The sequence below is a fragment of the Klebsiella sp. CTHL.F3a genome, assembly GCF_019890895.1.
Classification (GTDB): Bacteria; Pseudomonadota; Gammaproteobacteria; order Enterobacterales; family Enterobacteriaceae; genus Klebsiella; species Klebsiella grimontii.
This window is the reverse complement of the sequence record NZ_CP082360.1, coordinates 3,098,525-3,112,217: the sequence shown is the minus strand read 5'-3', so window position 1 is coordinate 3,112,217 and position 13,693 is coordinate 3,098,525. Positions and strand designations below refer to the sequence as shown.

The 13,693-nt window shown below is 55.2% G+C and carries 13 protein-coding genes; 12 read left to right on the top strand and 1 reads right to left on the bottom strand.

Going from position 1 to position 13,693, the window contains the following annotated elements:
* Window positions 1–3 precede the first annotated feature (3 nt).
* Window positions 4–222 carry a ParD-like family protein gene (locus K7H21_RS14545; RefSeq protein ID WP_004102160.1) on the top strand — a complete coding sequence of 73 codons (219 nt, stop codon included), beginning with the start codon at window positions 4–6 and terminating at the stop codon, window positions 220–222.
* Entirely contained in the window at window positions 203–982 is a 780-nt protein-coding gene (gene map, locus K7H21_RS14540; RefSeq protein ID WP_049115250.1) for a type I methionyl aminopeptidase, read from the top strand. Before K7H21_RS14545 ends, map begins: the two co-directional genes overlap by 20 nt.
* A 56-nt stretch (window positions 983–1,038) precedes the next feature.
* Here map and K7H21_RS14535 read toward each other — a convergent pair whose 3' ends face one another.
* Window positions 1,039–2,361 carry an NAD(P)/FAD-dependent oxidoreductase gene (locus K7H21_RS14535; RefSeq protein ID WP_223035167.1) on the bottom strand — a complete coding sequence of 441 codons (1,323 nt, stop codon included), beginning with the start codon at window positions 2,359–2,361 and terminating at the stop codon, window positions 1,039–1,041.
* A 309-nt stretch (window positions 2,362–2,670) separates the two neighbouring features.
* Between K7H21_RS14535 and K7H21_RS14530 the strand changes: the two genes are divergently transcribed.
* The 10 genes from K7H21_RS14530 to K7H21_RS14485 all read left to right on the top strand — a co-directional run bounded on the left by K7H21_RS14530 (window position 2,671) and on the right by K7H21_RS14485 (window position 13,679).
* A complete protein-coding gene (locus K7H21_RS14530; protein ID WP_223035166.1) occupies window positions 2,671–3,570 on the top strand; it encodes a polysaccharide deacetylase family protein in 900 nt (299 codons plus the stop codon).
* 68 nt (window positions 3,571–3,638) lie between these two features.
* Window positions 3,639–4,043 carry a nuclear transport factor 2 family protein gene (locus K7H21_RS14525; protein ID WP_004120225.1) on the top strand — a complete coding sequence of 135 codons (405 nt, stop codon included), beginning with the start codon at window positions 3,639–3,641 and terminating at the stop codon, window positions 4,041–4,043.
* 64 nt (window positions 4,044–4,107) lie between these two features.
* Window positions 4,108–5,691: an ABC transporter substrate-binding protein gene (locus tag K7H21_RS14520; protein WP_049115281.1), complete on the top strand. Its 1,584-nt coding sequence runs from the start codon at window positions 4,108–4,110 to the stop codon at window positions 5,689–5,691.
* Between the two features lie 120 nt (window positions 5,692–5,811).
* A complete protein-coding gene (locus tag K7H21_RS14515) occupies window positions 5,812–6,774 on the top strand; it encodes an ABC transporter permease (protein WP_004120231.1) in 963 nt (320 codons plus the stop codon).
* A 9-nt stretch (window positions 6,775–6,783) separates the two neighbouring features.
* Window positions 6,784–7,752 (top strand): ABC transporter permease, encoded by a 969-nt coding sequence (locus tag K7H21_RS14510; RefSeq protein ID WP_004120233.1) that lies wholly within the window; start codon window positions 6,784–6,786, stop codon window positions 7,750–7,752.
* Window positions 7,753–7,764: 12 nt separating this feature from the next.
* Window positions 7,765–8,748 carry an ABC transporter ATP-binding protein gene (locus K7H21_RS14505; protein WP_142468281.1) on the top strand — a complete coding sequence of 328 codons (984 nt, stop codon included), beginning with the start codon at window positions 7,765–7,767 and terminating at the stop codon, window positions 8,746–8,748.
* On the top strand, window positions 8,745–9,779 hold the full coding sequence (locus K7H21_RS14500) for an ABC transporter ATP-binding protein (protein WP_004120237.1): 1,035 nt from the start codon (window positions 8,745–8,747) through the stop codon (window positions 9,777–9,779). The genes K7H21_RS14505 and K7H21_RS14500 overlap by 4 nt, the downstream gene beginning before the upstream one ends.
* A complete protein-coding gene (locus tag K7H21_RS14495) occupies window positions 9,780–10,970 on the top strand; it encodes an amidohydrolase family protein (protein WP_123829353.1) in 1,191 nt (396 codons plus the stop codon). It abuts the gene before it with no gap.
* Entirely contained in the window at window positions 10,970–12,460 is a 1,491-nt protein-coding gene (locus K7H21_RS14490) for a chlorohydrolase family protein (protein WP_223035165.1), read from the top strand. The genes K7H21_RS14495 and K7H21_RS14490 overlap by 1 nt, the downstream gene beginning before the upstream one ends.
* Complete coding sequence (locus K7H21_RS14485; RefSeq protein ID WP_223035164.1) at window positions 12,453–13,679, top strand: amidohydrolase; 1,227 nt, start codon at window positions 12,453–12,455, stop codon at window positions 13,677–13,679. Before K7H21_RS14490 ends, K7H21_RS14485 begins: the two co-directional genes overlap by 8 nt.
* Window positions 13,680–13,693: the final 14 nt, after the last annotated feature.

Sequence of the window (13,693 nt, the reverse complement as noted above, 5' to 3'; positions counted from 1 at the left end):
TAAATGGGCATTGTAAAAATTTCCGACCTGCTGCACGACGATATTCGTGACGCCAGTAAGGCGATGTCGCGTTCGGTCAACGCCCAGGCGGAGTACTGGATCCGTCTGGGTATGATGAGCGAACTCTATCCCGAACTTAACCATCAGCAAATCAAGCTGATGATGCTCAAGTCCGGCTCTGACCGGTTGCTGGAGGTGATCAATGCTATCAATTCCCATTAAGACCGCGGACGAACTGGCCAGACAGCGCCGAGCAGGTGAGCTGTTGGCTTCGGTTTTCGACATGCTGGATACCTTTATTCAGCCCGGGATCTCCACCATGGCCATCAACAACCGGGTGGAGGATTTTATCGTCAACGATCTGCATTCACGCCCCGCCAGCAAAGGGCAGTATGATTTCCCCTACGTGCTGAATACGTCGATTAATGAAGTGGTTTGTCACGGTATGCCAAAGGAGAGCGAACATCTGAAATCCGGCATGATTGTGAACGTGGATATTACGCTGGAAAAAGAGGGGCTGATTGCCGATTCCAGCAAAATGTACCTGATTGGCGACGTTTCGCCGCTGGCCCGTCGGCTGGTGCAGAAAACCTACGAAGCGATGTGGAAAGGGATCAAGGTTGTCAGGCCGGGCGCGACGCTGGGCGATATCGGCCATGCGATCCAGACTTATGTCGAAAGTAACGGTTACAGCGTGGTCAGAGAGTATTGCGGCCACGGCGTCGGGAGAGAGATGCATGAAGATCCCCAGGTTCTGCACTATGGCGCGCCGGGGACCGGGGCCGTGCTTAAAGAGGGGATGGTATTTACCATTGAACCGATGGTGAATCAGGGCGACAGCCGAATTAAAACCAAAAAAGATGGCTGGACGGTGGTCACCCGCGATAAAAAGCTGTCCGCGCAGTGGGAGCATACCGTTGCGGTTACAGCCGATGGATTTGAAGTCCTGACCCTGCGTAAAGGGGAAACCATCCCTGACTAACCGACCAACAGGTTTCAGCTATGCTGCTGAAACCTGTGTGTCCCCCTCCCGGGAGACTACATGGCCGTTTCTTTACGGCCCATATAGCGCTCTTTCAATAACGCCCCGGCTACGCCGACATCCAGGAATGGGGATGGCGGCATAAAGTTTGCCTGGCCGAGCGACTGCATGGCGGCGATCAGCGGGTTGTCCTGCCCCATCGCCAGATCGGCAAGAAGCGTCCCGGCGATGGTTTGTTTGGATACCCCGGCGCCGTTACAGCCTCCGGCTGTCCATACCTTCGGCGCAAGCTCTCCCCAGACCGGCGCGCCGTTGCGGGTCACGCTGATAGTCCCGGACCAGGTCCGCTCCAGCGGCACATCCTGCAGCTGCGGGTACGCATTGCGAAATAGCGCCAGATGCTGCCGCGCCGCCCTGGCAGTTTGTCCGGCGGTAATCATGCCGCGCAGCGCAGGATCGACATGCTGGCGGATCAGAAAACGATGATCGTGGGTATAGCGCAGCGTAGCGCCAGCGATCGCGTTCACCGGCGTTAGTCCCCAGCTTTGCATCGCCGGCAGACGCTGACGCTGCTCGGGGCTAAGCGGAGCGGTGATGCTGGCATAGGTCGCCATCGACGCCTGGCGAGTCATTGTTGGAGAGAGTTCGCGGGAGAGCGCATTGGTAGCCAGCATGACCTGACCTGCGCGGATCGTGCCCTGCAGGGTGGTGACACGGATGCCACCATTTTCGCTATTTATCGCCAGCGCCGGGGTCTGGTGGTAAACCGTCACATTATCCGGCAAATGGCGCGCGAGTCCGGCAATTAACTTTGCCGGGTTCACCAGAATACAGCCGGGAGTATAGATACCTTTACTGTAAATCCGTGTACCTAACTTCTGAAACAGCTCTTCGCTGTTTAGCATGCTGTAAGGTTCTTGCATGAGCTGCAGATTATCCACGTACTCCTGCATGATGGTTTCGCTGGTGGGATCTATCTGACAGTGATATTTCCCGACGTTTTCCCACTCACACTCAATCTGGTGCTCGGTCACCGTTTCATCGAGCAGGCGGATCCCCTCCTGGAGCAGGGCGCGGTAGTCCTGCGCTTTTTTCAGCTCGGCGGTAGAGCTGCCGATATTATGCGGCAGACCAATGATAAAGCCCGAATTGCGGGCCGAGGAGCTGGTCGCGGCGCATTCGGCGTCGATGAGCACGATGTTCAGCTGCGGATTGAGGCTGGCCAGCCTGCGGGCAAAGCTTACGCCGGCATAGCCGGAGCCGATAATCACCCAGTCGGCTTTAATGTCGCCGCTCAGCTGCGGTTGTATTTGACGGTCAATCTCATTCAGGGGCCAACCCACCTGATTCTGATTAAAAGGGACTGATGCAAATCTCACGGTCATTCTCCCTGTGAAAAAACACCTGCATGGCAGGCGCAAATAAGCTTGCCGTTCTCCGTTTTTACTAACTGGATAATGAATCGGCAACAACAGTGTCGCGATCAGGCCAGCCTCTGGATAATCAGTACGCTGAATAATAGTCGCCTGGGCAACAATTCCGCAGAATAACAAGGAACAAGACAAATAACACCACTTCCTCTGCGGGTATGAAATCTTCTCATTTTGCATTCATTGCTAGCAATAATGCTATCTTGGTACAGATGTTGCTGTTAACCCACTATCACCCCCTGAACAAGAGATATCGCTATGCCGACACCTGACATCCTCTGGGAGCTTAACTATCACCAGCGTTTCCCGTGGCGTTCTGCCGCGGATACTCCGGCAGTCAGCTGGCCGGGAGGGAAACGGCTCGCACTGTATGTGGCTATCAACCTCGAACACTTCGCGTTTGGCTGTCAGGAGGGGGCGAAGCTCTCACAGGCGGCAAATCAACTCGATATTCTCAACTATAGCTGGCGAGATTACGGGAACCGGGTTGGCGCCTGGTATTTGGCCGATCTGTTTGCTGAACTGACGATTCCACCTGCGGTTATCAGTAACACGGCCATTCTGGATTACTGCCCGGACCTTTTGTATCGATGGCTTTCACTGCCCGGAAGCGAACTGATCGCTCATGGGCACACCAACTCTCAGCGCCAGGGCGATCTGGCCCCGGCGGATGAAGAACATCTGATTAGCTACTGCCATCAGCGGTTGAGTGAATTTCAGGGTAAACCGGTTGCGGGGTGGCTCTCTCCGTGGATTTCTGAAAGCCACCAGACTCCTGATTTTCTTCACCGCCACGGGTTCAGCTATAACCTGAACTGGGCGCACGACGATATGCCGACCCCCATGCAAACCGCCAGCGGAACGTTACTGTCGGTACCTTATCCGCAGGAAATCAACGATATTCCGACCATCATTCCCAACGGCGTCTCCATCGAGACCTTTTGCCGGATGGTTGAGGATCAGTTCAGCGAGCTCCACCAGCGTAGCCGCCAGCAGCCGCAAATAATGGGCATTGCGCTGCACCCCTATATCGTTGGCCAGCCTTTCCGTTTTTATCACTTAAAGCAAACCCTGACGCGACTGGTCGCCCAGTGCGATGACGTCTGGCTAACCACTCCGGGTGACATCGCCGCGCGCTATCTGTCAGAGGCTTCATAACGAAGCAAGGTTTGCACCGTAAACGCACCAATTGAACCTTAGCAGTGCATTTCATTGAGGAGAGAAGAATGACAAGCGTACATGAGCAGGCCGTTGAGATTGTAAAAAACTTCCTGGAGGCGTCAATGGCGCCGGACCCCGATCGCGCCGCTGCGCTGATGGCGGAAAACGTGCAGATCACCTTTACCGGTAAGCGGCGGATGGCTCGTGTCCATGAGGTCACCGCGTTTAATGCTGACCGTTACCGCTGGGTTAAGAAACAGCCCGGCGAATTCGAATGGATGGCGAAAGGTGACGATCACACGGTGATCTACTGCACCGGCACCCTCTATGGTTGCTGGCCGGACGGACGTGAGTTTGAAGGAAACCGCTATCTTGACCGCTATGAAGTGAAGGGCGGGGAGATAACCATGATGGACGTCTGGAATGACAGCGCCGAATGGATCCTTGCGCATCAATTGCAGCAAAAATAAACGACCTGGCATCGTTATTGCAATTGCTAGCAATGTTATTAGCAAACAACTCGAGTGGTGCATGATGAAAAAAATAGTGTTATCGCTGCTGGCTGTAAGCGTTATCGGACTGATGAGTCAGCAGGCGAGCGCGGAGAATGTGGTTCGCTGGGCGACCGATGCCGACATCCCAACGCTGGATCCGGATGCCTACGCCTCTACCAAGGCATTAACCTTTCAGAACCATATCTATGAAGCGCTGGTGCAGCGCGATGATAATTTGCAAATTCAACCGTGGCTGGCAACCAGCTGGCAGCAGACCGACGATACGACAATTCGTTTTAAGCTGCGTGAAGGCGTCAAATTTCATAACGGCAATGACTTTACCGCCGATGATGTTGTCGCTTCGGTTGCCCGGGTGACCGACCCTGCATCAGGGATCCGTGCTAACGCTTCGACGATTAAGGATGCCGTGGCCGTCGACAAATATACCGTCGATATCCATCTGGTGAAGAAAACCGGTATCGCGCTGAATGAACTGACCGGCGTGATGATCATGGATAAAGAGTGGCTGGCGGAGCACAACGCACTCAAGCCAACCGATATCAGCCAGGGAACGGAGGGGTACGCTACCAATAACACTAACGGCACCGGGCCATTTATTCTGCAAAGCCGCCAGCGGGACACCCAGATGGTGCTGGTGCGTAACCCGAACTGGTGGAACGCGGCCCACGGCGGCAACATCGATAAAATTATTTTCAAACCGGTGACCTCCGACGCTACGCGCCTGTCAGGGCTGCTGGCGGGAGAGTACGACCTGGTGACGTCGGTCCCGCTACAGGATATTCCGCGCCTGCAGAGCAATTCCCGGATCAATATGCAGATCAGCCCTTCGCTGCGGGTGGACTATTTAAGCCTCAATATGCGCGATAAGCTCAATGCTAAGAATGACAAAGCCGAGAACCCGCTGAAAGATTTGCGTGTCCGCCAGGCTTTACTGATGGCGATTAATCGCGAGGCGATTACCCAGAAGGTTATGCGTGGGCTGACAAAGCCCACCAATAACTATCTGGCGCCGGATATTCCGGGTTACAACGCCGCCAGCAGTCCGGATATCCCGTTTGATCCGCAAAAAGCCAGGGCATTACTGGCCGATGCGGGGTATCCAAACGGGTTTAATCTGGCCTTTGATTGCCCTGAGGGCACCTATATTAATGCGGCACAATGGTGCCAGGCGGTACAAAGCTTCTGGGCAAAGATTGGCGTGAAAACCAACCTCAACGTCCATCCAGCCAGCGTCTACGATCCGATTCTGGTCAATGGCCGTACCGACGTGGGGGTGTTAGGATGGGCAAACCTGCCGATTATGGACCCCTATAGCGTCGCAGTTCAGCTATTGCATACTAACGATGGCAAAAATATGGGAACCTTTAATATTCCGCGCTACAGCAATAGCGAAGCCGACAAGCTTATCGATCAATCGGTCGGTGAGCTGGATAATAAAAAACGTATTGCGCTACTTAGCCAGGCGGTGGCAATTGCTAATAAAGATTTGCCTTTTTTACCGATGCATTTCGAACCTGTGGTATGGGCACTGAGTAAAAATCTACAATTAAAACAGACGCCAGATAATGTACAGCGCCTGTGGTACGCTAACGTTACACCATAATTAATTTTTCTTGCTCGTTTATTCATTGGGGATAAACATCTTCGGGTTGCCTGCTGGGTAATTCGATGGCGTCGGTCCCCGTTTATCAGCGCAGACATTAATTTTTATCCGGAGGCAATAATGTTCTTTTTATTGCGTAAGCTGTTTCAGGCTGCGATGTTACTGGCCGGCGTAGCGCTGATCTCGTTTATTCTGTTTCAGTATCTTGGTGACCCGGTGGCAAATATGCTGCCGGAAAGCGCCACGGAAGTAGAACGAATGCAACTACGCGCCAGCCTGGGATTAAATGATCCGGTTTTTGTGCAGTTCTTACATTATCTTTCCCGTTTACTTCACGGTAATTTCGGCATTTCATATTACAACCAGGTATCTGTCTTTCAACTGATTATGGAGCGACTGCCGGCCACGCTGGAACTGGTGTTTGTCGCGGTCATAATATCGCTGGCAGTCGGCTTTCCGCTTGGCGTTTGGGTCGCCATTACGCGCAATAAACTATTGCGTGAGGGGGTGCAAATTCTCTCGTTGATTGGGGTTTCGCTGCCGTGGTTTCTTATTGGTATTATGCTGATTATCGTGTTTTCAGTATGGCTGGGTTGGTTTCCCTCCAGCGGCCGCGGTGAAACCGTTAAAATAGGTTTCTGGTCGACCGGTTTGCTGACCGCATCAGGCTGGCGCTCGATTGTGCTTCCGGCGCTTTCCCTGGCGCTGTCGATGATTACCATCATTATGCGTCTGGTACGAACAGAAATGCTGGAAGTGATGAAGGCTGATTATATTAAATTTGCGCGCGCACGCGGCATTGAGAATTACCGTATCTGGTTTCGCCATGCGCTGCGTAATGCCTTATTGCCGGTTGTCACGGTAATTGGTTTGCAAATTGGTGGGCTAATCGCCTTTGCAATAGTGATTGAGACCGTTTTTCAATGGCCGGGTATGGGACTATTACTTATTCAGTCGATCAACTATGTCGATGTCCCGGTGCTATCCGGCTACCTATTATTCATCGCTCTGATATTTATTATGATAAATACCATCGTCGATCTGCTTTATTATCTGATTGATCCCCGTATGCGTGCGCAATAAGGAACCGTGATGCAAACTCGTCATTATTCAAATACGACGGCCGGGCAAAAACTGGCTCCCCGAATCGCAGCGCGCTGGCGCGCCTTTATTGATAGCGATTTTTTATGGCTATTCTGGAAAAGTAAAAGCGCGGTCATCGCTTTCACCTGCTGTATGTTGATTTTACTTTGCTCATTATTCAGCCACTGGATTGCGCCGCATAATGTTTTTGATACCGCTGGTTTTGACTTAATGGATTCAGAACTACCGCCCGCATGGATGAGTGGCGGCGATCCGCGCTTCTGGTTGGGCACCGATGTTCAGGGGCGAGATATACTCTCCCTGATGCTTTATGGGCTGAATATTTCGCTGATTATCGGTGGCCTGAGCGTTCTGGCTTCGGTGGCTATTGGCGTGGGGTTGGGGGTACTGAGCGGGTATTTCGGCGGCATCGTGGATACGCTGATCATGCGGTTTGCTGACGCTATGCTCAGTATTCCTACCATCATGTTCACGCTACTGGTCAGCGGGGTGGCTCGCGTGGCAATTCCGAAAGAGTATATCGGCCATTTTGCCCCGGCTATCCTGATTGGCGCTATCGCTCTGACCGGATGGATGCAGTACGCCCGCACGGTACGCGGCCTGACCTTACTGGAGAAAGGGCGGGAATATGTTATGGCCTCTCAAATTAGCGGCGGCAGCCATCTGCATATCATGCTGGCGCACATTGTGCCCAACGTCATGCGCCCGGTGTTGGTGATGGCGACCCTACATCTGGGTGTCGCGATTCTCACCGAAGCCACCATGTCATTTCTCGGCGTCGGAATGCCTCCAGACCAGCCTTCGCTGGGAACACTTATTAATGAAGGCAATCAGTACCTCTTTTCCGGGCAATGGTGGATCGTTCTGTTCCCGGCCACGCTGTTGGTCATACTTTCGCTGGCGTTTAACGTTCTCGGCGACTGGTTGCTCAACGCGCTCAACCCTAAGCTGCGCTAAAGAGGAAAGATAATGACGGCTTCTCCACAGGCGTTACTGGAAGTGAAAAATTTGAGCATTGAATTCCTGCATCGCAAAGGCAACCTCCAGGCGATTCATGAGTTGACGCTATCGATGCAGCCAGGAGAGATCCTCGGTATGGTCGGCGAGTCGGGCGCGGGGAAATCCCTGACTGGTGCGGCGATTGCCGGGTTGCTGCAAAGTCCCGGACGCATTCGGGCGGGTGAAATCTGGTTTGCCAATCGACGCATCGATAACCTTGACGAAGAAGCCAGGCGCCTGCTGCGTGGTAAGGCAATAGGCTGTATTTTTCAGGATCCGCTCACCAGCCTGAACCCGGTTTTGACCATCGGGCAGCAGCTGATAGAAACCATTCGTACCCATCTTCCTTTATCGGCAAACGAGGCGCGGGAGCGCGCGGTTTCCCTGCTTACTGAAGTGGGAATTAATAGCCCACGTCAGCGTATCGATCAATATCCACACCAGCTCTCGGGTGGAATGCGTCAGCGCGTGGTCATTGCGCTGGCGCTGTGCGTTGACCCGCAACTGGTGATTGCCGATGAACCGACCACCGCGCTGGATGTATCGGTGCAGGCTCAGGTTCTGGGCGTACTGCGTCGTTTGTGCGAACAGCACGGCACCGCCGTGATGCTCATTACCCATGATATGGGCGTGGTGGCGGAGGTGTGCACAAGAGTGGCGGTGATGTACGCCGGGCGGATTGTTGAAACCGGACCGATCGCGCAGGTGGTTCGTCATCCTCAACACCCCTACACCCGGGGACTGATTCAGTCCATTCCATCAATGAGCGAGCGTCGCGAATACCTGACGCAAATTGATGGCGCGATGCCGCGTCTGAATGCGCTGCCGCAGGGCTGCGCTTTCCATTCACGCTGTCTGCATGCCAGCTCGCAATGCCGCGACCACCAGCCAAAGATGCAGCAGCGACACCAGGCTGAGTTGGCCTGTTTTCATCCGCAAGGAGAACCGCTATGAACGAACCGTCGGGCCTGGCCCCGGAAGTTGTGACCATTCGCGACCTGCATATTCGCTTCAATCTGGGGCGGGAGAAAAAAACGTCGCTGTTTCGTCCGGCGGCGAAAAAAACGCTGCATGCGGTACGCGGTATCAGTCTCTCTATCCGTCAGGGAGAGACGTTCAGCATCGTGGGCGAGTCGGGGTGCGGAAAATCGACAGTCGCCCGTGCGCTGGCCGGACTCTATCAACCTGCCTCCGGTGAAATAAACTATGCCTGGCGCAGCCCGCAAATGGCTGGAACTGTGGGGCAAAATGGCACCCAGATGATCTTTCAGGATCCCTATGCCAGCCTGAATCCGCGCTGGCGCATCGGCCGATCGCTGGCGGAACCGCTGGTGCTGGCGAAAAAGGTCGGTACCACGCGCCAGGCTCGGGAATACTGCGGCGACCTGCTGACCCAGGTTGGTCTTTCCGCCGGCGATCTGGATAAATTTCCCCATGAATTCTCCGGCGGCCAGCGCCAGAGGATTTCCATTGCCCGCGCGCTGGCAACACAGCCAGGTTTTCTGATTTGCGACGAACCGACATCGGCTCTGGATGTGTCGGTTCAGGCCCAGGTGCTCAACCTGATGCGCAAACTGCAACGGGAAAACGGCCTGACCTACTTTTTTATCAGCCATAATATGGCGGTGATCTCCCATATCTCCGACAGGGTCGGCGTGATGTATCTCGGCAGATTGGTTGAGCAGGGCAGCGTAGAGGAGATCTTCACCCATCCGGCGCACCCTTATACGCGCATGTTGATGGCAGCTATCCCACAGTTTGATGCGCCATCCAGCGCGCGCGAACCGATACGCGGAGAAGCGCCCAGCCCGCTGGCGCCACCGCCAGGCTGCGCGTTCGCACCGCGTTGCCCCTATGCTAAACCGCTGTGCCACCAGGCCATGCCGCCCGCGCACAGCCTTAGCGATAATCATCAACTGGAATGCCATTTCCCGATCGAAGTGATGGCCGGTTCCGCCTCTATTCCACTTGCGAAGGTATCGTAGATGACCACCATTTTGCTTAAAGGCGTCACGCCTTTTGACTGCTCTTCACCCGTTGATCTGCTGCTTGAGGAGGGAAAGATTGCCGCCCGAGCGGCAGAGCTGGAACCTCCTGAAGAGGCGACTGTGGTTGACGGCCGCGGTTATCAGGTCTTTCCCGGTCTGGTGGATGGTCATGCGCATCTGGATAAAACGCTGCTGGGACGTGAGTGGTACGTCAACGACGTTCCGCGCGATCTGGCGGCAATCATTGCCAACGAACGCGCCTATCGGCATGAACGAATGCCCGATGCTCAGATCCAGTCCGAGCGTATCGCCCGGCGAGGTATTGCCGCGGGCACCTCGTTTATCCGTACCCATGTGGATATTGATAATGAAATTGGCCTGGCCAATCTTGAAGGGGTGCTTGAGACTCGCAGAATTCTGGCGCAGCAGGTCGATATCGAGATTGTTGCTTTTCCGCAAAGCGGTATTTTGCAAAACCCTGGCAGTGAAGCCCTTCTGGATCGGGCGCTGGAAATGGGGGCGGATCTGATCGGCGGTCTGGACCCGTGCGCTTTTGACCGCGACCCGCAGCGCCATCTGGATATCATTTTTAGACTGGCCTGCCAGCATAATAAAAAAATCGATATTCATCTGCACGAACGCGGTGAACTCGGCGCATTTAGCCTTGAGCTGATCCTGGCGTTTATTCGCCGTTATCAGAAGCAGAATGCGGTCACCATCAGCCACGGTTTTTGTCTGGGGATGCTGGAACCCGCTCGTCAGCAGCGATTTGCCGAAGAGATGGCAGAGCTGGGCGTCAGCGTTGCAACAACCGCGCCTGCCGATATTGCCGTGCCGCCGTGGGAACTGCTCGATAGCGTAGGGGTTGCGATATGCGCCGGGAATGATGGCGTACGCGATACCTGGAGCCCTTACGGTAACGGCGATATGATTCAGCGGGCAGTGACTATGGGTCTGCGTTACCGCTGGCGTAAAGATAGTGAAATCTCGCGCGCCGCCCGTAGCGTGACCCACGGCGGCGCGCGGGTCATGGCGTTGGAACATTACGGACTTGAGCCTGGCTGTCGCGCGGACCTGGTACTGATCCCCGGTCGCAGTATGGTGGAAGCGCTGGTGGAAGCTCCGCGCGAGCGGAAAGTGTTTAAAGGCGGCGTGCTGGTAGCGGAAAACGGGGAGTGCCTGTTTTGATGAGTGAGAAAATAACGCGTATTTGCGCCGCCTGGGTGGTGGGTTACCGCGAGGGCGATCACTGCCTGTATGCCGACGGTGAAGTGGTCTATCAGGGAGATAAAATCCTCTTTGTTGGCCACGATTATCCGGGCCCTGTTGATGAAGAGATTCACGTTGGCAACAGTCTGGTTGGCCCTGGTTTTATAGACCTGGACGCGCTGGGCGATTTAGATACCACCGTACTGGCGTTTGATAATCAGCCTGGCTGGCAAAAAGGACGGATCGTTGCGGATGACTGGCGACGCCGCGACCTGTATACCCGCGAACAGCTCGATTTCGCCAAACGTTATGCTTACAGCCAGCTACTGCGCAACGGGATTACCAGCTTTGCGCCAATAACGTCAATTCTCTATCGCCAGTGGGCGGAAGATTTCGACGAATATCTTTATGCGGCGGACGTCGCCGAGTCTCTCGGCGCGCGCGCCTGGCTCGGCCCGGCGTTTATGTCCGGATATTATATCACCGATGCTGCAGGGCACTTCAGCCGTCGGGAAGACCGCGAGCAGGCCAGACGCGGCCTTGATGACGCACAACGCTTTTTCCTGCGTTTGCAGCAGCGTGACGTTCCGACCATCAGCGGAATGCTGGCACCGGACAGAATAGAAGGTGGCGATCCGCAGTGGCTCAGCGAACTGGCCGGGTTGGTGCATGAGTTAGGCTGCCCGACGCGTCTGCACTGCTGTCAGAGTGAGCTGGAAATCAACGAAATTGCTCGCCGCTATAATGGCAAGAGTTCGCTGGAGGTACTGGAAGACGCCGGGCTGTTAAACCGACATATGCTGTTACCACACGGCCAGTATCTGGGCGGTGCTGAGCCCAGCGCGCCACGAATAGCGCAGGACATTGAGCGTCTGGCGCGCTCCGGGGCGACGGTGGTTTCCTGTCCGCTGGTATCCGGGCGTCATGCAAAATATCTTGAACAGTATCCGCAGCTTAAGGCCGCTGGGGTCAATATGGCGCTCGGCACCGATACATTCCCGCCGGATATGTTCAGCAATATGCATCTGGGTACGATCCTGACGCGAATCGTGACCGGCGACATGTCAGCTGCCAGCAGCGCCGATTACTACCGCATGGCCACCCTTGGCGGAGCGCAGGCGCTGGGGCGTGACGACCTGGGGCGGCTCGCAGCTGGCTGCCAGGCGGATATGATCGTGGTGGATTTGACGCAGCCCGCATTAGGTCAGATATTCGACCCTATCGCCGCGCTGGTGCTCAGCGGCAACGGGCGCGATGTTAGCGGAACAATCGTTGCCGGGCGTAAGGTATATTGGGAGGGCCGTCTGGTTCAGGCGGGTTATGACTTCGCGGAACTGCATGCTGAATCGCAGCGCGTTTTTGCCCATATCCTGGACAGCTACCCGGAACGTACGGTTAACCACCCGCCGCTTACCGAAATTGTCCCGTCTACCTTTCCTCTCTGCCTGCGGAGGCACGCCGATGAGTGAGCGCTATTTATTGACTAACGTGCGCCTTGAGCAGGGCTTTATTCGTCGTCAGGGCGTTGTGCAGGGAACCGAATGCGCAGAGTTTACCCTCGATATTATCGACGGCAGAATTAACGCGCTTTACGCCGGTACGCAGCGCTTGCCAGGCGTTGCGGCGCAGGATGGCAGAGGATATATGATGCTGCCGGTTACCCGCGATGAGCATATCCATCTGGATAAAACCTTTTATGGCGGTCCATGGCGAGCGGCGCGGGAGAACGGGGCGCAGGACATCTTTGAGATGATCGCTCTTGAGCAGGAGATACTGCCCGAGCTGCTACCGACCTCGGTACAGCGCACCCACGCGCTTCTTCAGTTATTACAGCAGCAGGGAACAACTTATGTTCGCAGTCATTGCAATATCGAGCCGGTAAGCGGCCTGCAAAGCTTGCGGCATTTGCTGGAGGCGTTGGAACCCTGGCGGGAGCAGTTACAGTGTGAGATTGTGGCGTTCCCGCAGCACGGGCTATTGCGTTCAGGCTCGCTGTCGCTGATGCGCAAAGCGCTGGCGATGGGGTGTGAGTGGGTCGGTGGCCTGGATCCGTCAAAAGTCGATGGCGATATGGTCCGTTCGCTGGAGGCGACCCTGGAACTGGCCGTCGAAGCGGGAAAGGGTATTGATTACCATCTGCATGAGGATAAATCCACCGGCATTGCCTGTATCCGCTATTTACTGGATGCTCTGGAGCAGGAGCCGGTGCTGCGAGGGAAGCTGACGCTGAGCCACGCTTATTGCCTGGCGCAAATTGATCGCGAGGAGCTTAGCGAACTGGCAGGCAGGATGGCGGCGCTTGGCGTATCGCTGGCGACCTGTCTGCCGATAGGCAAGGATGTCATGCCGCTGCCGTTTTTGCGCGAGCGCGGCGTACGGTTGTTAAGTGGTACTGATAGCGTTATCGATCACTGGTCGCCGTTTGGTTCGGCCAGTATGCTGGAAAAAGCGCATGACTGGGCGCGGCTTTATACTCGCGGTACGGAGTTTGAGCTGAGCCGGGCGCTGGCTATCGCCACCGGCAATTGTTTACCTTTAGCCGACAGTGGCGAGAGGGTATGGCCGAAACTCAACGATGAGGCCAGTTTTATCTTGTTGAATGCTGCCTGTTCGGCGCAAGTTGTTGCGCGCTTGCCTGCCGTTGAGGCAGTCTACTTTCGTGGGAAAAGAGTCTGGATCAGAGAGTAAACCAGGGTAGAGAA